The sequence below is a fragment of the Jeongeupia sp. USM3 genome (genome assembly GCF_001808185.1).
Taxonomy (GTDB): Bacteria; Pseudomonadota; Gammaproteobacteria; order Burkholderiales; family Chitinibacteraceae; genus Jeongeupia.
Genome location: NZ_CP017668.1, coordinates 1,545,663 through 1,567,893, shown reverse-complemented (window position 1 = coordinate 1,567,893; position 22,231 = coordinate 1,545,663). Strand labels below are relative to the sequence as shown.

Annotated in this window: 24 protein-coding genes; 13 read left to right on the top strand and 11 right to left on the bottom strand. The window is 66.5% G+C overall.

Annotated features, from left to right (window positions below):
* Positions 1-105: 105 nt before the first annotated feature.
* The 5 genes from BJP62_RS07370 (at position 106) to BJP62_RS18385 (ending at position 5,386) form a co-directional block, all read left to right on the top strand.
* Positions 106-1,818 (top strand): proline--tRNA ligase, encoded by a 1,713-nt coding sequence (locus tag BJP62_RS07370; protein ID WP_070528396.1) that lies wholly within the window; start codon positions 106-108, stop codon positions 1,816-1,818.
* Positions 1,819-2,005: 187 nt separating this feature from the next.
* The gene (locus BJP62_RS07365) at positions 2,006-2,617 is read left to right on the top strand and encodes a lytic transglycosylase domain-containing protein (protein WP_070528393.1); all 612 of its coding nucleotides are present in this window, start codon (positions 2,006-2,008) and stop codon (positions 2,615-2,617) included.
* 161 nt (positions 2,618-2,778) lie between these two features.
* Positions 2,779-3,204, top strand: coding sequence for a hotdog fold thioesterase (locus tag BJP62_RS07360; protein WP_070528391.1), 426 nt, complete (start codon positions 2,779-2,781; stop codon positions 3,202-3,204).
* A 103-nt stretch (positions 3,205-3,307) separates the two neighbouring features.
* Entirely contained in the window at positions 3,308-4,075 is a 768-nt protein-coding gene (locus BJP62_RS07355; protein ID WP_070528389.1) for a YoaK family protein, read from the top strand.
* 153 nt (positions 4,076-4,228) lie between these two features.
* Positions 4,229-5,386, top strand: coding sequence for an OmpA family protein (locus tag BJP62_RS18385; RefSeq protein ID WP_070528387.1), 1,158 nt, complete (start codon positions 4,229-4,231; stop codon positions 5,384-5,386).
* A 3-nt stretch (positions 5,387-5,389) separates the two neighbouring features.
* Here the strand turns inward: BJP62_RS18385 and BJP62_RS07345 are convergent, their stop codons facing one another.
* The 3 genes from BJP62_RS07345 to BJP62_RS07335 form a co-directional block, all read right to left on the bottom strand.
* The gene (locus BJP62_RS07345) at positions 5,390-6,061 is read right to left on the bottom strand and encodes a Crp/Fnr family transcriptional regulator (protein WP_070528385.1); all 672 of its coding nucleotides are present in this window, start codon (positions 6,059-6,061) and stop codon (positions 5,390-5,392) included.
* A gap of 77 nt (positions 6,062-6,138) precedes the next feature.
* Positions 6,139-6,909, bottom strand: a complete 771-nt coding sequence (xth, locus tag BJP62_RS07340; protein ID WP_070528382.1) for an exodeoxyribonuclease III — start codon at positions 6,907-6,909, stop codon at positions 6,139-6,141.
* 93 nt (positions 6,910-7,002) lie between these two features.
* Positions 7,003-8,610 (bottom strand): methyl-accepting chemotaxis protein, encoded by a 1,608-nt coding sequence (locus BJP62_RS07335; RefSeq protein ID WP_070532452.1) that lies wholly within the window; start codon positions 8,608-8,610, stop codon positions 7,003-7,005.
* A gap of 233 nt (positions 8,611-8,843) precedes the next feature.
* Here BJP62_RS07335 and BJP62_RS07330 point away from each other — a divergent pair, with 233 nt between their 5' ends.
* Positions 8,844-9,680: an ion transporter gene (locus BJP62_RS07330; RefSeq protein WP_070528380.1), complete on the top strand. Its 837-nt coding sequence runs from the start codon at positions 8,844-8,846 to the stop codon at positions 9,678-9,680.
* Position 9,681: 1 nt separating this feature from the next.
* Here BJP62_RS07330 and BJP62_RS07325 read toward each other — a convergent pair whose 3' ends face one another.
* The 3 genes from BJP62_RS07325 to BJP62_RS07315 are packed head-to-tail and all read right to left on the bottom strand — an operon-like array spanning position 9,682 to position 11,597.
* Positions 9,682-10,104 carry a cytochrome c gene (locus BJP62_RS07325; protein ID WP_070528377.1) on the bottom strand — a complete coding sequence of 141 codons (423 nt, stop codon included), beginning with the start codon at positions 10,102-10,104 and terminating at the stop codon, positions 9,682-9,684.
* Positions 10,105-10,162: 58 nt separating this feature from the next.
* On the bottom strand, positions 10,163-10,630 hold the full coding sequence (locus tag BJP62_RS07320; protein WP_070528376.1) for a DUF4124 domain-containing protein: 468 nt from the start codon (positions 10,628-10,630) through the stop codon (positions 10,163-10,165).
* Between the two features lie 52 nt (positions 10,631-10,682).
* Positions 10,683-11,597 carry a LysR family transcriptional regulator gene (locus BJP62_RS07315; protein ID WP_070528374.1) on the bottom strand — a complete coding sequence of 305 codons (915 nt, stop codon included), beginning with the start codon at positions 11,595-11,597 and terminating at the stop codon, positions 10,683-10,685.
* Positions 11,598-11,679: 82 nt separating this feature from the next.
* On the opposite strand from BJP62_RS07315, the gene BJP62_RS07310 reads away from it, so the two are divergent.
* Complete coding sequence (locus tag BJP62_RS07310) at positions 11,680-12,012, top strand: multidrug efflux SMR transporter (RefSeq protein WP_070528371.1); 333 nt, start codon at positions 11,680-11,682, stop codon at positions 12,010-12,012.
* A gap of 5 nt (positions 12,013-12,017) precedes the next feature.
* On the opposite strand, the gene BJP62_RS07305 is transcribed toward BJP62_RS07310, so the two are convergent.
* The 4 genes from BJP62_RS07305 to BJP62_RS07290 all read right to left on the bottom strand — a co-directional run bounded on the left by BJP62_RS07305 (position 12,018) and on the right by BJP62_RS07290 (position 15,172).
* Positions 12,018-12,470, bottom strand: coding sequence for a hypothetical protein (locus BJP62_RS07305; protein ID WP_070528369.1), 453 nt, complete (start codon positions 12,468-12,470; stop codon positions 12,018-12,020).
* Positions 12,467-13,420: a Nudix family hydrolase gene (locus BJP62_RS07300; protein WP_070528367.1), complete on the bottom strand. Its 954-nt coding sequence runs from the start codon at positions 13,418-13,420 to the stop codon at positions 12,467-12,469. Before BJP62_RS07300 ends, BJP62_RS07305 begins: the two co-directional genes overlap by 4 nt.
* A gap of 243 nt (positions 13,421-13,663) precedes the next feature.
* Complete coding sequence (locus BJP62_RS07295; protein ID WP_070528365.1) at positions 13,664-14,533, bottom strand: ATP-binding protein; 870 nt, start codon at positions 14,531-14,533, stop codon at positions 13,664-13,666.
* Positions 14,534-14,641: 108 nt separating this feature from the next.
* A complete protein-coding gene (locus BJP62_RS07290; protein WP_070528363.1) occupies positions 14,642-15,172 on the bottom strand; it encodes a YfaZ family outer membrane protein in 531 nt (176 codons plus the stop codon).
* Between the two features lie 220 nt (positions 15,173-15,392).
* Between BJP62_RS07290 and BJP62_RS07285 the strand changes: the two genes are divergently transcribed.
* Positions 15,393-15,935 carry an NUDIX domain-containing protein gene (locus BJP62_RS07285; protein ID WP_070528362.1) on the top strand — a complete coding sequence of 181 codons (543 nt, stop codon included), beginning with the start codon at positions 15,393-15,395 and terminating at the stop codon, positions 15,933-15,935.
* A 66-nt stretch (positions 15,936-16,001) separates the two neighbouring features.
* Here the strand turns inward: BJP62_RS07285 and cysB are convergent, their stop codons facing one another.
* Entirely contained in the window at positions 16,002-16,943 is a 942-nt protein-coding gene (gene cysB, locus BJP62_RS07280) for an HTH-type transcriptional regulator CysB (RefSeq protein ID WP_070528357.1), read from the bottom strand.
* A 104-nt stretch (positions 16,944-17,047) separates the two neighbouring features.
* Here cysB and BJP62_RS07275 point away from each other — a divergent pair, with 104 nt between their 5' ends.
* The 5 genes from BJP62_RS07275 to BJP62_RS07255 all read left to right on the top strand — a co-directional run bounded on the left by BJP62_RS07275 (position 17,048) and on the right by BJP62_RS07255 (position 22,089).
* Positions 17,048-17,824 carry a sulfite exporter TauE/SafE family protein gene (locus BJP62_RS07275; RefSeq protein WP_070528351.1) on the top strand — a complete coding sequence of 259 codons (777 nt, stop codon included), beginning with the start codon at positions 17,048-17,050 and terminating at the stop codon, positions 17,822-17,824.
* A 38-nt stretch (positions 17,825-17,862) separates the two neighbouring features.
* On the top strand, positions 17,863-18,546 hold the full coding sequence (locus BJP62_RS07270) for a phosphoadenylyl-sulfate reductase (protein WP_070528349.1): 684 nt from the start codon (positions 17,863-17,865) through the stop codon (positions 18,544-18,546).
* Positions 18,547-18,802: 256 nt separating this feature from the next.
* A complete protein-coding gene (locus BJP62_RS07265; RefSeq protein WP_070528347.1) occupies positions 18,803-19,681 on the top strand; it encodes a BadF/BadG/BcrA/BcrD ATPase family protein in 879 nt (292 codons plus the stop codon).
* 22 nt (positions 19,682-19,703) lie between these two features.
* On the top strand, positions 19,704-20,444 hold the full coding sequence (locus tag BJP62_RS07260; RefSeq protein ID WP_070528346.1) for a GntR family transcriptional regulator: 741 nt from the start codon (positions 19,704-19,706) through the stop codon (positions 20,442-20,444).
* A gap of 394 nt (positions 20,445-20,838) precedes the next feature.
* The gene (locus BJP62_RS07255; RefSeq protein WP_070528339.1) at positions 20,839-22,089 is read left to right on the top strand and encodes an ABC transporter substrate-binding protein; all 1,251 of its coding nucleotides are present in this window, start codon (positions 20,839-20,841) and stop codon (positions 22,087-22,089) included.
* Positions 22,090-22,231 lie beyond the last annotated feature (142 nt).

Genomic DNA, 22,231 nt, shown 5'->3' with positions numbered 1-22,231 from the left:
CCTTGCGCCGCTGCCGGGATAATTCCGACCGCTCCGCGCACAGGCAGGCAGAGCGGGGCGGCTTTGGTAGAATCAGCGGTTTCCCGATTGCCGACCGACACTGCCATGCGCACTTCGCAACTGTATATCTCGACCCTCAAGGAAGCCCCGAACGAGGCCGAACTGATTTCGCACAAGCTGATGCTGCGTGCCGGCCTGATCAAGAAACTCGGCTCCGGCCTCTACACCTGGATGCCGCTGGGCCTGAAGGTGCTGCGCAAGGTCGAGGCAATCGTGCGCGACGAGATGGACAAGGCCGGCGCGCAGGAACTCCTGATGCCGGCGGTGCAGCCGGCCGAGCTGTGGCAGGAAACCGGCCGCTGGGATCTCTTCGGCCCGCAGATGCTCAAGATCCGCGACCGCCACGAGCGCGACTTCTGCTTCGGCCCGACGCACGAGGAAGTGATCACCGACATCGCCCGCACCGAGCTGCGCTCGTACAAGCAGCTGCCGGTCAACTTCTACCAGATCCAGGTCAAGTTCCGCGACGAGATCCGCCCGCGTTTCGGCGTGATGCGCGCGCGCGAATTCACCATGAAGGACGCGTACTCGTTCGACGCCAGCTTCGAAGGCCTGCAGGTCACCTACGGCAAGATGCACCGGGCGTACTCGAACGTGTTCACCCGGCTGGGCCTGAAGTTCCGCGCGGTTGCCGCCGATACCGGCGCGATTGGTGGTTCGGGCTCGCACGAGTTCCACGTCCTTGCCGACGCCGGTGAAGACCTGCTGGCCTACTGCCCGGATTCGGACTTCGCCGCCAATGTCGAACTCGCCGAAGCGCTGGCGCCGGCCGCACCGCGTGCCGCGCCGGCCGAGGCGCTGCGCGATGTCGATACGCCGAAGCAGACCACCTGCGAAGACGTCGCCAGGCTGATGGAAATCGGCATCGAGAAGACCGTCAAGCTGATCGCGCTGGTCGCCGGCGACGGGCGCTTCGTGATCGCGTTGATCCGTGGCGATCATTCGCTCAACGAGGTCAAGCTCTCTAAGGTCGACGGCATCGGCGAGTTCCGCTTTGCTTCTGAGGAGGAAATCCGCGCCAAATTCAACTGCCCGCCGGGCTTCCTTGGCCCGGTCGGCGTCGCTGCCGACATCCGGGTCATCGCCGACCGCACCGTCGCCGCGATGAGCGACTTCGTCTGCGGCGCCAACAAGCCGAAGTTCCACATCGCCGGCGTCAACTGGGGCCGCGACCTGCCCGAGCCGCACGTCGTTGCCGACATCCGCAACGTCGTCGCCGGCGATCCGAGCCCGGACGGCAAGGGGGTGATCGAGCTGTGCCGCGGGACCGAAGTCGGCCACATCTTCCAGCTGCGCACCAAGTACTCAAAGGCGATGAACTGCATGTTCGTCGACGAGAACAACCAGCAGCAGCCGATGGAAATGGGCTGCTACGGCATCGGCGTGTCGCGCATCGTTGCCGCCGCGATCGAGCAGAACTTCGACCAGCGCGGCATCGTCTTCCCCCCGGCGCTGGCGCCGTTCACCGTCGCCGTTGTCGCGGTCGGTTATCACAAGTCCGAGGCGGTGAAGGCCGCCGCCGACAGGATGTACGCCGAACTGGTCGCCGCCGGCGTCGACGTGCTGCTCGACGACCGCAACGAGCGTCCGGGCGTGATGTTCGCCGACATGGAACTGATCGGCATCCCGCACCGCGTCACCATCGGCGACAAGGCGCTGGCCGACGGCCAGGTCGAATACGTCGCGCGCGCCGGCGGCGAGATGCAGAAGATCGCGCTGGCCGACGCTGTTGCCTTCGTGCAGCAGCAATTGGCATAAATCACCGATCGGCTTGCCGATCGCTGCAGCGGGGCTTAGCGTTGATCGCTGGCCCCGTTTTTACGAGCGTCCAACAAAACCCAGCTGGCTGCGTTGTACTCGCTTGCCGTACTACTTGTACTGTCTGCGCTTCGTACGCCTTGCCAGCTGTGCTTTGTTGGCCGCCCTTCATTCCCGTACTGTCCATATGAACAAGCTTGTCCTTGCCGCCATCCTGTCGTTGTCCGTCTGTACCGCCTTTGCCGGCGCGCAGAAGGAGGAGGCGCTGTCGTCATCGGTGCAGTCGGCGATGTCGCGGGCGATCGGCGACGGCGCGCAGGCGCGGCTGATCTTCCCGACGCAGGCCGAGGCCGACGCGTGGATGGCCGAAATGAGCGCGAAGCTCGCGAAGCGGATTCCCGACGAGTTCATGCGCCGCAAGATCCTGACCGCGGTGCAGTACGAGGCGACCCGGGCCGGGCTCGACCCGCAACTGGTGCTCGGGCTGATCCATATCGAAAGCGGCTTCAACCGCTACGCGATCAGCCCGGTCGGCGCGCGCGGGCTGATGCAGGTGATGCCGTTCTGGCAGCGCCTGATCGGCACGTCCGACCAGAACCTGCTCGACGTCAGCACCAACCTGCGCTACGGCTGCACCATCCTGCGCCACTACCTCGACATCGAGAACGGCGACTACTTCCGCGCGCTCGGCCGCTACAACGGCAGCCTCGGCCGCGCCGAATACCCGAACCTCGTCTACGGCGCGTGGAAGAACAACTACGTCTGGAGTGCGGGCGGCAACAGCGTCGCACAGCGCTGAGCCCCGGGTGGGGGCGGCCCGGCGGCCTTGCCCTCCGGTGTGATCGTTCGCCCGGTCTGCGGCTGCGCGTTCGAATATGCCGCTTAGGGTTTGCCGGCCTTCCCGAGGCCGCATCGGCGGATCTATCCTGCCTTCCTCCCCACCCCGATGAGGATGCGCCGATGCCGATCTGGATCCGCCCGTTCACCCCCGCCGACCTCGACGCGATGTGCGCCAATACCGCGGTCGAACACCTCGACATCCGCTTCACCGAAGTCGGTGACGACTACCTCGTCGCGACGATGCCGGTGGACCACCGCACGGTGCAGCCGATGCGGCTCCTGCACGGCGGCATTTCGTGCGCGCTGGCCGAAACGCTCGGCAGCGTAGCCAGCAACCTGATCGTCGATACCGGCAAGCAGCTCGCCGTCGGCACCGAAATCAACGCCAGCCACGTACGCTCGGCGTCGAAAGGGCGGGTGACCGGCACCGCGAGGCCGATCAGGCTGGGCCAGAGCCAGCATGTCTGGGAGATCCGCATCGACGACGAGGCGGGCCGGCTGCTCAGCATCGCCCGCCTGACCAACGCGATCGTGCCGCGCCGTTAATTTGTCACATTGCGGCGGCAAGGTGCGCCGGCTTGATCTGTCGCGACCTGCCTTCGCGGCCGATCTGGCATGCTGACGGGATCGGTGCAGGCGGGGGACGGCGATGAAATGGATGCATGCACTGGTCGGGCGCGAGCGCACGCTGGCCGCCGACCAGAAGCTCGGGTTGTCGCTGGCCTTCGTCGCCGGCGCGGCCAATGCCGGCGGCTTTCTCGCCGTCGGCCAGTACACCTCGCACATGTCCGGCATCGTCTCGACGATGGCCGACGAGTTCGTCCTCGGCAACCTCAGGCTGGTGCTTGCCGGCTTCGGTGCCTTCGTCTGCTTCACCGCCGGCGCGGCGACGTCGTCGCTGCTGATCAACTGGGCACGGCGGCGGCGCATGCACAGCGAGTACGCACTGTCGCTGCTGGTCGAGGCGGTGCTGATGCTCGGCTTCGGCCTGCTCGGCGGCTGGCTGAGCACGCACACCGGCTTCATCGTGCCGTTCACGGTGATGTGGCTGTGCTTCCTGATGGGGCTGCAGAACGCCATCGTCACCAAGCTCTCGAGCAAGCGCATCCGCACGACCCATGTCACGGGCCTCGTCACCGACATCGGCATCGAGCTTGGCCGGCTGCTGTACTGGAACCGCAACCGCAGTCCGGACATGCCGCGCGTCGTTGCCGACCGGGGTTTGCTGGCGCTGAACCTCGGGCTGCTGTTGCTGTTTCTCGTCGGCGGCATCGCCGGCGCCTGGGCATTCCAGCGCGTCGGCTTTGTCGCGACGATCCCGCTGGCGCTGTTCCTGCTGGTGCTGGCGGTGATGCCGGTGTGGGAAGACCTGCAGGTCCGCGGCCGGCTGCTGCGGCTGCGCTATGGCCGCCGCTGAGCGGAAAACCGGCCATTCATCCTCTGTTATCTTGTTGATTCACTTGCATGTTCGATCGAACGAACGCCTGAATGGAATTTGAACCTTCGGGTTCATGCCTTCGCGATGCAAGGGGGAGCGAAGGTCTCCCCCTATCTGCATGGAGGCAGCACCATGGCGTTCAATCTGATCGAAGCCCTGCAGGGGGCGGCGGGACCGGTCCTGTCCGGCTTTGCCGGCAAGGCACTGGGCATGGAGGCCGCGGCGGCGGACGCGGCGGTGTCGCAGACGCTGCCGGCGCTCGTCGGTGGCCTCGTCAAGCAGGCCGGTGATCCGCAGGCGGCACGCAGCCTGTTCGAGCTGATTTCCGGCCCCAAGGTCGATGCCGGCGTGCTCGACAGCCCGACCGTACAGGCGGGCGATCCGGGCGTACTGGCCGGGCTGGTCGAGCGGGGCCGGGACCTGCTGCCGGCGCTGCTCGGCGGCCAGACCAGCCAGGTCGCCGCAGCGGTGGCCGGCAAGGCCGGCGTCTCGGCCGAATCGGCAACATCGCTGCTCGCGCTGGGTGCACCGATGCTGCTGTCGCTGCTCAAGCGCAAGCTCGGCGAATCCGGTGGCGGCTATGCAGGCTTTGTCGGCCTGCTGACCGAGCAGCAGGGCTGGCTGGCCAGGCTGCTCGACGGCCATCTGCTGCAGGCGCTCGGCGTCGGCAGCCTTGCGAGCCTGTTCGGCGGGCTGAGCTCGCACGCCGGTACGGCGCTCGACGCGGTGGCCGAGGCCGGCGGCGAGGCCAAGCGCAAGATCGGCTCGGCGGTCGAGTCGGCCGAAACCGCGGTCAAATCAGGTCTGCCACGCTGGTTGTTGTGGGCGGTACCGCTGGCGATCCTGGCCTTTCTCGGCCTGCGCTACTGCACCACGCCCAGGGCGCCGGACGTTCCCGAGATCGACGTCAAGGCGCCGATGGCATCGATGGTCGCCGGCGCGCCGGCACTGTTCAAGCTGGCCGGGATCGAGGTCGACGTGCAGTTTGCCACCGACAGCGCGACGATCGAGCCGCAGTACCACGCGGCGCTCGACAAGTTCGCCGACGATCTCAAGGCCAGCGGCAAGCAGGGCGAGATCGCCGGCCATACCGACAACGTCGGCGACGCCGTGCGCAACAAGACGCTGTCCGAACGGCGTGCCGCCGCGGTGCGCGATTACCTGATCGGCAAGGGCGTCGCGGCCGATGCGCTGACCGCGGTCGGATACGGCGACAGCCGGCCGCTGGCCGACAACGGCAGCGAAGACGGCCGGCGCCAGAACCGGCGGATCGAGTTCGTCGCCAAATGAGCCTCAGCCCGGCAGCTCGTCGGGACGGATCAGCCGGACATGGCCGGCCTCGAGCGCGATCAGCCCGTCGTCGACCCAGGCGTTCAACTGCTTGTTGACGCTTTCGCGGCTGGCGCCGACGAGGTTGGCGATTTCCTGCTGCGTCAGCCTCAGGTCGATCAGCACGGTGTCGCCATCCTGCGCGCCATGCTGATCGCCGAGTTGCCGCAACGTCTTGGCCAGCCGCTGCGGCAAGGGCAGGAACAGCGTGTCCTGCAGCAATTCGTCGGCGCCGCGCAGCCGGTGGCACAGCGCGGCGATCAGCTGGCGCATCACCTTCGGGTGCGAATCGAGGTGCTGCATCACCGCGTCGCGGCGCAACACCAGCAGCTCGCACGGCTCGAGCGCCTCGACGCTGGCGGTGCGCGGCCCGCCGTCGAGCATCGCGACTTCGCCGAACACTTCGCCGGCCTCGAGGATCGCCAGCGTCGCCTCGCGGCCCTCGTCGCTGCTGCGCAGCACCTTGAGCCGGCCGTGCAGCACCGCGTACATCGCGTCGCCGGTCGCGCCCTGGGCGACGACGATCTCCTTGGCGCGCACGCTGCGCGGTTGTGCATGGGCGGCAAGGCCGGCGAGCTCGTCGGTCGAGAGCTCGCAGAACAGGCTGCTGCCCGACAACAGTTTGATCTTGTCCATGCAGTCCTCAGTCGGCAAGGGTGGCGAGCGTCGCCGGTTCGTCGGCGCGGCGGCCGGATGAATTGTCGACCACGATGTCAGTCGGCAAAGGTGGCGAGCACCGGGGTGTGGTCGGACGGCCGCTCGGCCTTGCGCGGTTCGCGGTCGATCTCGCACGCGGTGAGCCTTTGCGACAGCGCCGGCGTGATCAAGAGATGGTCGATGCGCAGGCCGGCGTTCTTCCTGAAGCTGAAGCCGCGGTAGTCCCACCACGAGAACGATTTTTCCGGCTGCTCGAACGCGCGGAACGCGTCGGCCAGGCCGAGGCCGACCAGCGTCGTGAACGCCTCGCGCTCGGGCGGCGACACCAGCACGCCGCCTTCCCACTTGCTGATGTCGTGGACGTCGCGGTCCTCGGGAGCGATGTTGTAGTCGCCGGCGAGGATCAGTTGCGGATGCTGCGCCAGCTCGGCCCTGAGCCACGCAGTCAGCGCTTCGAGCCAGCCGAGCTTGTACGGGTATTTGTCCGAATCGAGCGCCTGGCCGTTCGGGACATAGGCGCAGACGAAGCGCACGCCGCCGATGGTGCCGGTGATCACGCGCTTTTGCGGATCGTCGAAGCCGGGGATGTTGATCACGACGTCGTCGATCGGCGCGCGGCTGATGATGGCGACGCCGTTGTACGTTTTCTGGCCGGCGTAGGCGACGTGAAAACCCGCGGCCTCGATCTCGGCCTGCGGAAAGTTGTGGTCTTCGAGCTTGGTTTCCTGCAGCGCCAGCGCCGTGAGCTCGGGGCGGCTTTGCAGCCACTCGAGCACCTGCGGCAGGCGGACCTTGAGGCTGTTGACGTTCCAGGTGGCAAATTGCATGGGGCGGGTCGCAAGGCGGAAGAATGCTCCGATTCTATCAGGCCGGGCGCTTCTTGCCGGGCGGCGCGCGGCGCGCCTCCCGGCGGCAGGCACTCACAGCGCGTATTGCTGCAGCGTCTGCATCTGCTGCGCGGCCAGCTGGTCGAGCGAGCGCGCGCTGCTGCGGCTGCGCTCGGCGGCGGCGCTGGCCTGCTCGGCCATTTGCGCGATCCGTTCGATCTGGCCGGCAATGGTATTACTGGCCGCGCCGTGCTCGCGGATCGACAGGGCGATTTCCCCGACGACGTCCGCGGTGGCGCCGGCCGATTCGCCGATCCGGTGGATGGCCGAGTCGGTGGCGTCGACCCGCTCGACGCCGTCACGGGCGCGGGTCTCGGCCGACAGCATCTTGTCGTTGGCGCTGGCGGCACTGCTGCGCATGGCCTCGATGGTGCCGGCGATCTGCTGTGTTGACTGGGTCGTGCGCTCGGCCAGCTTGCGCACTTCGTCGGCAACGACGGCGAAACCGCGGCCGTTTTCTCCGGCGCGGGCGGCCTCGATCGCGGCATTCAGTGCCAGCAGATTGGTCTGGTCGGCGACTTCCTTGATCACCTGCACCACCGAGCTGACTTCGGCGCTGTGCGTTTCGAGCTCGCGGATGGTGGCCGCGGCGGTCTGCACCGCATCGGCGATGCTGCGGATGTCCTGCACCGTCTGGCTGACGGTGGCCGAGCCGGAGGCGGCCAGCTGGCCCGATTGCGCGGCCATCTGCCGGGCATCGGTCGCGCGTTCGGCGACCTGGCTGACGCTGACGGTCATTTCCTCGACCGTGGCGGCGATGCTGGCCGACGCCTCGCTCTGCGAGCTGGCAGCCGTGGAGACCTGCTCCGCCGATTCGTTCAGCGTACGCGCCGAGCCGGCGACCTCGCTGGCGAGCGCCATCATCGACTTGAGGTTGGCCTGCAGGCGGTCGAGCAGGCGGTTGAATGCCGTCGCGGTCAGGCCGATTTCGTCATTGCGCCGCGAGCGAACGCGCTGGGTGAAGTCGAGCGTTTCGGCAACGTGCCTGAGCGTGTGCTGGATCGCCGCCAGGCCGGTGCGGATGTGGGCGAACAGCTGGCCGGCGAGGAGGGCGGTCAGCAGCAGGCACGCGAGCACCACGCCGATGGTCCAGCGCATGGTGTGCTTGTAGGCAGCGGCATTGGTCGCCGCCAGCGCTGCGGCTTCGCGCATATTGTGTTCGATATGCGCATTCAGTTTCTGGTGCAGCTCGCTGCCGCGATTCTGGTTCAGCGCGGCGCGGGCGCCGTCCAGATCGCGCGCACGCGAGTGCGCCAGCGCGGTGGCCAGCTGCGTGCGATAGGCGGCCCAGCCGGCCTTGTCGGCGGCCAGCAGGCGTTGGTCTTCGGCATCGAACACATAGGTTGTTGCATAGTTTTGCAGCGCGTTGTCGACCGTGACCAGACGCTGGTCGATGTCCTTCTGCCAGCGCTGCTGCTCGGCGGCGTTGCTGCTCAGCACATGCTTGTAGGCCGAAAGGCGCAGGCTGTCGACGCCATCCTTGGCGCGATTCAGTTCGGTGAAACTGGCAAGGCTGCGGATCTGGACGTCGTCGAAGCGCTGTTGCGCCTGCTTCAGTTGCCAGAGTCCGAAGCCGCCGATGAACAGCAGGGAAAACAAGGCGATGGCAAAGGTGAGGACCAGCCGGGCTGAGATGGACATCTTGAAGCTCCGCACACGAGAAAGGTGATCCCGTTATAGCGTTTGCCTTCATATTTCTGTCATTCAACTTGCTTGAAGCTTTGTTATTTCCGTCGGGCGGCAATTGTGGCCTGGTCGCTGGCCGCAGGCCGGGCGGGGGCGGGCCGGCAATGGCCGGGGCTTGACCTGATCGAAGGTCCGGTCCGGTCAAGCCGGTTAGGCTGTCCGGTTGTTCCATTCCGCGGAGCCGTGCCATGCCCACCTCGCTCGTTCCGTTCCAGCCCGTACCGCATGGCTGGCGCCACCGTCTGTACACGGTGATCTTCGAGAACGATACGCCGGCAGGCCGGGCCTTCGATGTCGGCCTGATGGCGGCCATCGTCGTTTCGGTGCTGACGGTGATCCTCGACAGCGTCGCCAGCCTCCGTGCGCAGTGGGGCGGCGTGTTCATGGTGCTCGAATGGGGATTCACGCTGCTGTTCACCGCCGAGTACCTGCTGCGCATCGCCTGCGTTGCGCGGCCGTGGCGCTATGTGTTCAGCCCGCTGGGGCTGATCGACCTGCTGTCGATCCTGCCGACCTATCTGGGGCTGCTGCTGCCGCAGAGCGTCTACCTGAGCGATATCCGCGTGCTGCGGCTGATGCGGGTGTTCCGCGTGCTCAAGCTCGCCGGTTTCCTGCACGCCGGCAGTTCGATCACCCGGGCGCTGGCGGCCAGCCGGCGCAAGATCCTGCTGTTCATCTACGTGATGCTGATGATGGCCGTGGTGCTCGGCACGCTGATGTTCGTGATCGAGGGCGAGGCCAACGGCTTCACGTCGATTCCGCGCGGCATCTACTGGGCGATCGTGACGCTGACGACGCTCGGCTACGGCGATCTGACGCCGAAAACCGGCGCGGGCCAGGCGCTGGCGGCGGTGGTGACGCTGATGGGCTACGGCATCCTCGCCGTGCCGACCGGCATCGTCACCGCCGAATTCGCCCGCGTCCGCGACGACGAAGACCGGCGGCGCTGCCCGGCCTGCGCGACGGCCGGGCATGACGGCGAGGCGCGTTTCTGCAAGGACTGCGGCCAGCCCTTGCCGGGCTGAGCTACTCGGGCCGGAACACCTTGTGGCACGCCGCGCATGATTCTTCGACCGCGGCAAAGCGCGGCCGGATGTCGGCCATGCTCGCCGCCGGGCCAGCCTGCGCGGCGAGCTGCGTCGTCGCGGTCTCGAGCTGTTGCGCTGCGGCCTTGAATTGCCCAGCGCTGGCATGGCTGGCGCCGCTGGCGTCGAATTCGGGGAAGTGCGACCACGGTGCCGATGCCAGCGCCTTGAGCTTCAGCGCGTCCCGGCTGAACACGGCCGGATCGTAGCTTGTGCGGCCGCGGACCATGCCGCCGAGCGTTTCGCTGGTCCGGAGCATGTCCTTGAAGATGGCCTGGCGCAGCGCGCCGGGCGAGTTCGGGTCGGTCTTCGAGCAGCCGGCTAGCAGCGCGGCGGTACAGCACAGCAGGATCAGGGGTTTCATCGGGCACATCGGTGGGGAAACGGAAATACAACGCCGGTGGCGCCGGCGCGTTGACGGCTCAGCGCTTGGTCGCCGGGTAGCCGGCCTTGGCGAGCGCCGCCGACCAGAGTTGCGGATCCCAGATCCGGAACACGTCGTTGCCGATCTGCAGGACCGGCGGGATCAGCTGGGTCTGGCCGGTTGCCTGGTAGAACGCCAGCAGTTGCGCTTCCGAGCTGGACGGGTTGCGCACCTCGTATTCGACTTTACGCGCGTCGAGCAGCGCGACCGCGTCGGCGCAGGTCGAACCGCATTGCGGATTGGTGTAGAGCACGACGGTTGCGCCCTTGGGCTGCGGCGCGCTGGCCGCGACCGGTTTGGCGTTGCCGACGACGTTCGGGCGTATCGTCCGCTCGCGGCTGGTCTGGCCGGCCGGCGGCTGGTCGGTGTAGTGCACCTGGCCGTCGGCGTCGCGCCACTGGTAGACCTTGGCGGATGCGGTCAGCGACAGCAGCAGGGCGGCAACGGCGATGGGCAGGCGGGGCATGGGCGGCTGCGCGGGAGCAAAAACCGCATTGTTCCAAATCCGGCCGCCAGCGTCATCCACCGGCGGCCGGATGTGGCGACGCGTCGTCACCGGCGAATACCGCCCGGGCCAGATAGCGCCGCAGCCAGCCGAGGATCGGCCAGCCACCGCGGCCGGTGCGCCAGCACAGCCGGACTTCGAGCGCGCTGAACGCGACATCGTCGCCGGCCAGCTCGACCAGCCGGCCGGCAAGCGTCGGGTAGCGCGCGACGTTGCGCGGCACGACGGCCCAGCCGACGCCGAGCGCCGCCAGTTCGGCCACCGCGTACAGGCTGTCCGAATACCAGATCTGGGCGCTGATGCGCTCGTCGCCATCGTCGTTGCCGGTGCGCGGCGTGACGATCAGCTGGCGGTGCCGGGCGAGCGCGCTGCGGCCGATCGCCTCGTCTTGCGCCAGCGGATGGCCGACGCCGGCGACGATGACCCGCGGCACCGCGCCGACCGCTTCGGACTCGACCGCGCTGTTGTCGCCGAGCCGGCGGAACGACAGCCCGGCGTCGACCTGGCCGCCGGCAACCCATTCGGCGATCTCGGCCGCCGAGCAGTTGAGCACGGTGACGGCGAGCTGCGGGTAGGCGGCGGCGAAATCGGCCAGCAGGCGCATCGCCGGCAGGTAGGGCAGGCCCTCGTCGAGCGCCAGCGTGATCCGGCCGGGAGCCTGGCTGCCGAGTGCGAAGGCGCGGTTCTCGAAGTGCTGGCGCTGCCGCAGCAGCTCGCGCGCCTCGTCGAGCAGCGCCACGCCGGCCTCGGTCAGCACCGGCATGCGCGCACTGCGGTCGAACAGCGTGACGCCGAGGCTGGCTTCGAGCAGGGCGATCGCGCTACTGACGGCCGATTGCGCGCGGCCCAGCTGGCGTGCGGCGGCCGAGAACGAGCCGGCATCGACGGCGGTGACAAAGGTGGCGAGTTGGTCGTGGGTCCAATTCATCCATCCGATTATCAGATGGTTTCTAACTTAGTGCCATCGCCTTCTCAGGCTACGATGCGCCGCATTCGCAGGAGGAAACACAATGAATGCATACCTGATGCTCGGTCTGGCCATTGTCGCCGAGGTCATCGCAACCAGCAGCCTCAAGGCGTCCGACAGCTTCAGCCGGCCGCTGCCGAGCGTACTCGTCGTGCTCGGCTACGCCAGCGCGTTCTATCTGCTGATGCAGGTGATGAAGACGGTGCCGGTCGGCGTGGCCTATGCGATCTGGTGCGGCGCCGGCATCGTGCTGGTGACGCTGGTCGCCAGCGTGCTGTACCGCCAGTTGCCCGATCTGGCGGCGTGGCTCGGCATCGGGCTGATCATCGCCGGGGTCGCCGTGATCCAGCTGTTCTCGACGATCAGCAGCCACTGACGCCGCTACGGTTGCGAGCGGGTCAGCAGCACGATGCGGTTGCGGTCGATGTCCAGTGTCAGCTGCCAGTCCTGCCGCTTCTGGCTGCAGACCGGCAGGATCGTCGACGCGCGCCATTGCTCGCCGTCCTGCTGCAGCGTGTAGCGGGCGCTGCCCATGTCCATCCCGGCCATCGCCCACTCGGCGCTGACCTTGTCGGCCTTGCCGCTCAGCACCAGTTCGACCGGTGCCCTGGTGCCGACCGGGCCGGCGCTCTTGAGCTCGTACTCGTGGTTTTCCAGCCGGAAGCGGCAGCCGGCGGCGAGATCGTCGCACTGCTGGGTGACGATGGTGTTGGCGTGCGGTTTGCTGAACCAGTACTGCGGGTGAATCCAGCCGTAATACCAGCCGGCGCCGAAGGCGATCAGCAGCACTGCAGCGACGCGCAGCAGCGCGCGTTTCAACATCTTGTCTTTCATGTCTTGCTCCATGCGGCTGAAAGTTGCGCAATGCCGTGGCCGCCGTGCGCCTGCGCGTTTGCGACATCGCTGCCGTCCATGCCGCCGATCGCGTAGACCGGGAAGGGCCAGCCGGCACCGGTCAGCGCGGCAAAGCCGTCCCAGCCCAGCGTGGGCTGGCCGGGGTGGGACGCGGTGTCGGCAACGTGGCCGACGAGGGCGTAATCGGCGCCGATGCGCCGGGCGACGGCGAGTTCGGCCTCGTCGTGCGCCGACACGCCGAGCCAGTCGATGCCGCGGGGGCGGCGTTCGAGCGTCGCGGCGACGCGTGCCGGCAGCTGCACGCCGTCGGCGCCGAGTTGCTGCGCCAGCGCGATGTCGCCGTGCAGCAGCACGCGGCAGCCGTGACGGCGGCAGCGGGTCAGGACTTCGGTGACCAGTGTGCGGTAGTCGGCGGCGTCGAGCTGCGGCTCGCGCAGCACCAGCCAGCGCAGGCCGTTTGCTAAGCGTTCGTCCAGCCGTGCGAGCCAGTCGTCGATCCCGAGGCCGGCCGCATTCGACAGCGCCAGCACCGGCGGCAAGGCCAGCCCGCGCAGGATCGGCCCGTTGGCCGGCAGGATCGGCGACACGTTCAGCGCGCCGGGCGTCTGCCAGGCAAACGACTGGCCTTCGTGCGGATGCGGCTCACCCGCCCAGCCGGTGACGCGGAAGAACTGCAGCCGCACCGTTGCGTGCGGGTAGGTGAAGGTCTGCACCAGCCACGGCGTTGCCGCGGTGACGACAATGCCCATCTCCTCGTGCAGCTCGCGCTTGAGCGCATCCAGCCCGGTTTCGCCGGCCTCGAGCTTGCCGCCGGGGAACTCCCAGTAGCCGGCGTACGGCTTGCCGGCCGGGCGGCTGCCGAGCAGGAAAGTGCCGTCGGGCCGCAGCAGGATGCCGGCGGCGACGTGGGTGATGCGCGGTACGGTCATGGCGGAAACGGGCAGGGAGGGGAGGCGGCGATTGTACCGTGCCGACGGCCGTGGCACGGTGGCAATCCTGCGAATCGCACCGGCGCCGGGAGCCGTTGGCACAATCCGGTGCAACGGCGCTGGCGCCCTTCAGGGGCCGCGCGGGGATTCCCTTCGGTCACAACAAGCGGTACGGCAAGTGAGCGCAACACTGCCAGCAGGATTTGCGTCCGGCACGAAGTACCCTTGGGGCATGAGCGGCGCTCAGCCGGCCTTGCCGGCCCAGTCGCGGGCGAACTGCCAGGCAACCCGGCCGCTGCGCGAACCGCGCCCCTGCGCCCATTGCAGCGCCCCGCGCTCGGTCTGCTCGTTCCAGCCGGCGATGCCGAAGTGGTCCAGCCACAGCCTGCAGGCGTTCAGGTAGTCGTTCTGGTCGAAGCCGTAGAACGACAGCCACAGCCCGAAACGTTCGGACAGCGCGACCTTTTCCTCGATCGCTTCGGACAGGTGGATCTCCTCGCCCTGATACCGGGTCTGCGCGTTTTCGCTGAGATATTCCGGCACCAGATGGCGGCGGTTCGACGTCGCGTAGATCAGCACATTGGCGCTTGGCGCAGCGATCGAGCCGTCGAGCGCGGTCTTCAGCGCCTGATAGCCCCAGTCGCCTTCCTCGAAGCTGAGGTCGTCGCAGAACAGGATGAAGCGCTCGGGCCGGCCGGCAACCTGCTCGACGATGTCGGGCAGGTCGGTCAGGTGGGTCTTCTCGACCTCGATCAGCCGCAGCCCCCGGTCCTTGAATTCGTTCCACGCCGCCTTGACCAGCGAACTCTTGCCGCAGCCGCGCGCGCCGGTCAGCAGCACGTTGTTGGCAAGCCGGCCTTCGACGAACTGGCGGGTATTGGCGACGAGCAGCGCCTTCTGCCGGTCGATGTTGCACAGCGAGGAGAGCGTGATCGTATGCGGGTGCAGCACCGGCTGCAGTGCGCAGCGGTCGCCGAAGGCGCGCCAGCGGTAGGCCTGCGCCTGCCAGTCGTTGGCCGGCGGCAGCGCCGGCAGCCGGCGCTCGTATTCGTTCAGCAGGCGCTCGCCGCGGGCAAGCAGGTCGAGCAGCGGGGGAAGCCAGTTGTCGTTCATCGTTGTTCCGGGCAAAGGGCGGTCAGCCATCTTACCCGGCGCGGTGCGTGCGGCGCAGATACAGAAAAAGGGGCACGAGGCCCCTTTTTTGTACCGGTCGATGGCAGATCAGAAGCGCACGCCCAGGCCGCCGTAGATGCCGTCGGCAATGCGGATCTCGCCGCCGTTGTCGCGGTCGATCGCGGTATAGCGGTAGCCGACGTCGATCGACAAGGGCTTGATCACGTTCCAGCGCACGCCGATCGCCGCATCGGTGAAGGTCTTGACGTCGCCGCTGGCAAAACCGTCCGGCGCATAGTAGGCGCTGCCGTAGACGGCGAAGTGTTCGCCGAGCGGTACGGTCAGGCGGCCGCCGAGCGCGCCGGCGTATTCGCTGTCCATGTCGTTCGGCGACAGGTAGACGGCCTTGACGCCGAGTGCGGCGTCGACGACCGGCACCGGCAGCTTGATGCCGAGGCCGACACCGCCGACTTCGCCCTTATGGTCGTTGTGGGTCCAGTCGGCCGAGAAGTCGATGCCGAGCAGCGAGGCATTGCCGTCGATGTGCTGGTATTCGTCGCCAGCGCTGGCGGTCACTTCGATGGCCTGGGCCGCCGTGGCGGAAAGGACGAGGAGGGCAGCGAGCAGTGTTTTCTTCATCACGGTATGCATCCTTTGTATTCGCGCCGGCACTGGCGGCCGGCTTCAAACCTTCCAACTGATATGCCGGCGAGGATAAACGCCCGCGCGCGGCTTGTGCGGTGTGATTATTTGGGCTTGAGTTGGTTCCGGGGGCTTGTCCGCCCGCGGGGCTGTCACCGGCACGACGCGGATCGGCGCTACACTGCGGTTTTCCGCCCTTTCTAATGGACGCCCGCGCATGCACGACGACCTCCATCTGACCGAAACCCGCATCGACGGCGAACGTGTTTACGACGGCGCACTGTTGCATATCAACCGCGATCGCGTGCGCCTGCCCGACGGCACCGAGGCGGTGCGCGAGTACGTCGTGCACCCGGGCGCGGTGATGATCATTCCGGTGTTGCCGGACGGCCGCCTGCTGATGGAACGGCAGTTCCGCTATCCGCTGAACCGGGTATTCGTCGAGTTCCCGGCCGGCAAGCTCGACCCCGGCGAAGAACTGCTCGCGTGTGCGCGGCGCGAGCTCGAAGAGGAAACCGGCTATACGGCCGCGCAGTGGGATTACCTCGGTGTGACCCATCCGGTCATCAGTTATGCGACCGAGGAAATCCACCTCTTCCTCGCCCGCGAGCTGACCGCCGGGGAGGCGAAGCTCGACGACGGCGAGTTCGTCGAGACCGTCGCGATGCCGCTGTCGACGCTGCTCGCCGGCGTGCTCGACGGCAGCATCACCGACGCCAAGACCGTCGCCGGCATCTTCTGGGCGCAGCAGAAGCTCTGAATCTGCAGGCCCCAAACGAAACAACCCCGCTCGCAGGCGGGGTTGTCTTTTCAATGTGTTATCGGCTCATTCGCCGTCGTCGATCTCGCACATCAGCGCGCCCTGGACGATGTCGCGCGAGAGCTGCGGCGCGAACAGCGAGATGAAGTCGAAGGCGTAGCCGCGCAGGTAGGCGTCGCGGCGCACGCCGATCCGCGTCGTCGACGGCTCGAACAGGTGGCCGGCGTCGATCGCGACGAGGCCGTGGTCGCGGTCGGGCTCGAACGCCATGGCCGCGATGATGCCGACGCCGAGGCCCAGCGACACATACGTCTTGATCACATCGGTGTCGATGGCGGTCAGCACGACGTTCGGCGCCAGCCCGGCGGCCTCGAACGCATTGTTGATCTTGTTGCGGCCGGTAAACGCGAAGTCGTAGGTGATCAGCGGGTAGGCGGCGACGTCGGCGAGCGCCAGCGGCCGGGTCAGCCCGGTCAGCGGGTGGTCCTGCGGCACGACGATGTCGCGGTTCCAGTCGTAGCAGTCGAGCATCGCCAGCTCGGGATAATGGTCGATGCCTTCGGTGGCGATCGCGATGTCGGCCTCGCCGTCGACGACCATTTCGCTGATCTGCGTCGGGCTGCCCTGCTTGATGGACAAACGCACCTTCGGATAGCGCGACAGGAAGGCCTTGATCGTTCTCGGCAGCGCGTAGCGCGCCTGCGTGTGCGTGGTCGCGATCGTCAGGCTGCCGCCCTCGACGTTGACGAACTCCTCGCCGATGCGCTTGAGGTTCTGCGCCTGCATCAGCATCCGCTCGGAAATGCGCAGGATCTCGCGCCCCGGCGCGGTGACGTCGACGACGCGCTTGCCGTTGCGGATGAAGATCTGCACGCCGAGCTCGTCCTCGAGCAGGCGGATCTGCTTGGAAATCCCCGGTTGCGAGGTGTGCAGTTTTTCCGCCGCTTCGGACACGTTCAGGCCCTGTTTGGCGACTTCGACGAGGTAGCGCAGCTGTTGCAGTTTCATGGCGGATATCAAATAACCGAGGATTCTATTATCCTAACATATCAATCTAAGTTGCTATAAAAGCCGTTGCTATCATCGCCGCTCGAATCGAGGAATGGCGCGGCATGGAACTGGCTTACATCATTGCGGGGCTCGCGGTCGGCTTCGTCGTCGGCATGACCGGCGTCGGCGGCGGCTCGCTGATGACGCCGATCCTGCTGTACTTCGGCATCAGCCCGGCCACGGCTGTCGGCACCGACCTGCTCTATGCGGCGATCACCAAGGCGGGCGGCGTCGTCGTCCACCAGCGTGCCCGCAACATCGACTGGAAGATCACCGGCTGGCTCGCCGCCGGCAGCGTGCCGGCCGCCGCGGCCACGGTGTTGCTGCTGCACAACTGGCACGGCGATACCGACACCATCAACCGCGTCATCAAGCACGGCCTCGGCATTGCGCTGCTGCTGACGGCGGTCGCGATCATCTGCAAGCAGCCGCTGCTGAAACTGGCGCAACGCCACGCTGGCGACTGGCTGGCCATGCCGGACGAGCGCCGCAATATCTATACCGTGGTCGTCGGCGTGCTGCTGGGAGTCATCGTCACGCTGACGTCGATCGGCGCCGGTGCGCTCGGCACCGTCGCGCTGTTCCTGCTGTATCCGCTGCTGCCGACGACCCGCCTCGTCGGTACCGAAATCGCCCATGCCGTGCCGCTGACCCTGGTCGCCGGCCTTGGCCACGCCGGCCTCGGCAACATCGACTGGCACCTGCTGCTCAACCTGCTGATCGGCTCGCTGCCGGCGATCTATGTCGGCAGCAAGCTTGCCGGCAAGGTCCCCGACCAGGTGCTGCGGCCGCTGCTGGCGGTGATGCTGGTGGTGACCGGCGGCAAGCTGGTATTTTGATCGGTACACGTCCGCAACCCAACCCACCCGGAGTTCGCATGAGCCTCGACGACAAACTGGCGGTGACGCTGGCGCTGCTCAAGCGCATCGCCGCCGACTACAGCCCGGCGGTCTTCGCCAATTCCTTCGGCGCCGAGGACATGGTGCTGACCGACCTGATCGCCCGGCACGAGATCGGCATCGGCATCTTCAGCCTCGATACCGGCCGGCTGCCTGCCGAAACGTATGAGCTGATGCAGAAAACCGCCGAGGCGTATCCGGCGACGCAGGTGGTGACGTTCTTCCCGAGCGCCGCATCGGTCGAAGGCTACGTCAACGCCAACGGCATCAACGCCTTCTACCAGTCGGTCGAACTGCGCAAGGAATGCTGCCGCATCCGCAAGCTCGAACCGCTGGCGCGGGCGCTGTCGGGCAAGCAGGCCTGGGTGACCGGGCTGCGCCGCGAGCAGTCGCCGACGCGGACCGACATGGCGCATCAGGAGTTCGACGACGCCAACGGAATGGAAAAATTCAATCCGCTGCTCGACTGGACCGAAAAGGACGTCTGGGCGTACATCCGCGACAACAAGGTGCCGTACAACGCGCTGCACGACAAACACTACCCGTCGATCGGCTGTGCGCCCTGTACCCGCTCGATCGCGATGGGCGAGGATGTGCGCGCCGGCCGCTGGTGGTGGGAGAACCCCGAGTTCAAGGAGTGCGGGCTGCACGCCAAGCACTGAGGCGAACGCATCGCCGACCCGACGCCCGCTGCCGCGGGCGTTGTTGTTGATGCAGGTCTATCAGCGTTCGTTGACATAGCGGGCGGCGCGCACATAGATTGGTGTTCTTGACCGGCAACATCTGGTTCGCAGCGATTCGACGGTTTTCGCGGTCCGGATGGCGCCTGGCGGGATACAGCGCAGGGCACTGGTATTGAAATGCCGATCCAGTGGTCTTAAAGCGCGGCAAATATAACGATGAAGAAGAGGACGGGTCATGAGTCAAATTGAATATCTGATCGGCGTCGACGGTGGCGGCACCGGTACGCGCATCTGTATCGCCGGTCTCGACGGTGTCGAGAAGGTCCGGGCCGAAGCCGGTGCTTCGGCGCTGGGGCAGGGCGTCGACAAGGCATGGGCCAACATCCTGCAGGCGATCCGCGACGGCTTCGCCGCGATCGGCGTCGCCGCGCCGGACTTCTCGCGCTGCGCGGTCGGCCTCGGCCTCTCGGGCGTGCACAACCGCGCCTGGGCCGACGAGTTCGAACAGAAGAATCCGGGTTTCGCAAAGATCATCGTCGAAACCGACGGCTTCTCGACGCTGCTCGGCGCACACAAGGGCGCATTCGGCGCGATCATCGCGATCGGCACCGGTTCGATCGGCGAAGCGTGGCTTGCCGATGGCTCGCGGCTCGAAGTCGGCGGCTGGGGTTTCCCGACTTCGGACGAAGGCTCGGGCGCTTTCCTCGGCCTCAAGGCGATCAACCACGTCCAGCGCGTGTTCGACGGCCGCCAGCCGCTGACCGATTTCGGCCGCAAACTGATGAGCGTCGTCGGCGAGACCAAGGAAGCCATCTTCGCCTGGATGGGGTCGATGAAGCAGGGCGAGTGCGCGTCGCTGTCGCCGATCGTCGTCGAATTCGGCGAACGCGATCCGGTCGCCAAGGCCTTCCTGCTCGACGCCGGCCGCGAGATCGAGGTGATCGGCAAGGCGCTGCGCCGGGACGATGCCTCGCTGCCGATCGCGATCTGCGGTGGCGGCCTGTCCGAAGCGCTGCGGCCGTACATCCCGGTCGATTTCCTCGCCAGCACTTCGCGGCCGCAGGCCGATTCGTGCGCCGGTGCGCTGATCCTGATCCGCCGCGCCGTCGTCTGATCCGCCCGCAGGAGGCGTCGCCATGCAAGCATCGGCCAAGTTGCTCGTCCTCAAGCCCGATCCGGACAGTGCGACGCCGCTTTACCTGCAGCTCGGCCACAAGCTGGCCGCTGCGATCCACGCGGGCTTCTGGAAGGCCGACGAGCCGCTGCCGTCCGAGCGGACCTTCTGCGACGTGCTCGGCGTCTCGCGCGTGACCGCGCGCAAGGCGCTCGATCTGTTGTACGAGCAGGGCATGATCATCCGGCGCCAGGGCGCCGGCACCTATATCACCCCCAAGCTCGAGCAGCCGCTGACCCGGCTGACCAATCTGTCGGAAATGCTCAAGCAGCGCGGCTTCACCCCGGGCTCTCGCTGGCTCAAGCGCGAGGTCGCGACCGCGACGCCCGAGGAGCTGCTCAGGCTCAACCTCGCGCCCAACAGCCGCGTCAGCCGGTTGCAGCGTGTCCGGACTGCCAGCGACGTGGTCATGGCGATCGAGGAAACATCCTTGCCCTATCATCTGGTGCCGGAGCCGGCCGAGGTAGGGGATTCTCTTTATGAATTCATGCGTGATCGACACCTCGGTGTTGTACGTGCGATACAAAACATCGGTGCGATCAATGCCTCCGAGGCGCTGGCGACGCTCGCCAAAGTACCCGTCGGCGCGGCGATGCTGCACCTGACCCGGGTCGGCTACCTGGAAAACGGCCTGGCAGTTGAGCTGACGCATTCGTACTTTCGAAGCGATTACTACGATTTCGTCGTCGAGCTCCATTGTTAATTGGCTGATTCGACAACGGAAAATAATACCTTTCGCCGGTTGTCATGTAGTTGCTTGCCTGTCTGCTTGGTTGTCGGCTACGTCCTGCACCCGGTATGTCGCCCGGGTAGACCGATCCGCGGTCTTTTTCCTTTCCGTTCATCGTTCTGACGAAGCGCCTAGGCAATGTCTGCGCGCTTTCAAATTGCGGTAATCTGGCCCGAACCGTTCAGATACGGCCTCGCGGGGGGAACCCGGGGTGCCGGAATCGAGCGAGTCTTACGCACGCCGGTCAAGTCGTTCCGCCGCTGCTGCAGCGACGCAACGGTCATTTGACGGCATACGAGTGAGTGACTAAGGTTTTCCCGACCCGATGGCTAGTCGGGTATTACCCGCCTGGAAGGAGTTGATTGTCATGAAGTTGAAGCGCACCGTCGCACTGGCCGCAGCCGTGTTTGCAGCCACCTCGTTCAATGCTCTGGCCGCCGACAAGGTGCAGGTCGAGTACTGGTCGAACAGTCTGTCGCCGAAGTTCGATAGCGTCATGAAGGAACTGACCGGCAAGTTCAATGCCTCGCAGACCGAAATCGAAGCCAAATGGGTCGACGTGCCGTGGGATGCCTTCCAGGCACGCATGGTCGCTGCGGTCGCCAGCGGCACCGTCCCGGGCCTGGTGAACCTGCCCAAGCCGTGGATGGACCAGTACGCGCAGTCGAAGATGATCGTGCCGATCACCAAGCAGGCCAGCGGCTTCAAGGGTGTTTACACCGAAGGCGCCAACAAGGACGCAAGCTACGACGGCCAGATCTACGGCCTGCCGTGGTATCAGGTGACCGGCGTGCTGTTCTACAACAAGGATCTGCTGGCCAAGGCCGGTGTCAAGGAAGCGCCGAAGAGCTTCAGCGAGCTGATGCAGACCGCCAAGCTCGTCAAGGAAAAGACCGGCGTGGCGGGCTTCTCGCCGAAGCTGAACGACGGCTTTACCGGCTGGTTCCTGTATGAAGGCCTGCCGGTCCTCAAGGACGGCAAGGCCGCGTTCAACAGCCCGGCACACGTCAAACTGGTCGAGCAGTTCGCTGCCGCCTACAAGGCCGGCGTGTTCCCGAAGGACGTCTTCAAGATGCAGTTTGAAGACCAGATCGCCGCATTCGGTTCGCAGAAGATCGCGATGTTCGCCGAAGGTGCCCATGCACTGAAGCGCACCAAGACCGATTCGCCGAAGGTCTACGCCGAAACCGGCGTTGCCGGCTTCCCGCAGGCCGGCGGCAAGACCCCGTTCGGTGGCTTCCTGTTCCTGTGGTCGGTGCCCAAGGGCTACAAGAACGTCGACGCGGCGGTCAAGCTCGGCAAGTTCCTGACCAACGACGAAGCCCAACTGGCGTTCGCCAAGGCATCGGCGACCTTCCCGTCGACCAACAAGGCGCTCGACGACGCGTACTTCCAGGCCGGTGCCAAGTCGGCCGACCCGATCGAACGCGCCACTTCCGTTGCCGCGACGGCCATCAAGGCTTCGCGCACGCTGACCGTCTCGGGGCTGCCGGACGAAGCCGCGATGAACAAGAAGCTCGACGATGAAGTCCAGGCCGCCGTTACCGGTCGCAAGTCGGCCAAGCAGGCGCTGGACGATGCCGCCGCGTTCTGGAACGGCAAGCTCGCCGCCAAGTAAGGTGTTTGTGTTATTGCCGCTAATCAAATTTTGCCGGGTTGGAAATCTGTTAGACTAGCCCGGCAAAATAAACAATCCGCATGATTTAGTGGTGACACTGGGTCGAATGTGGTGTACCGCAAGGACCTCAGTCCTGGCGTTT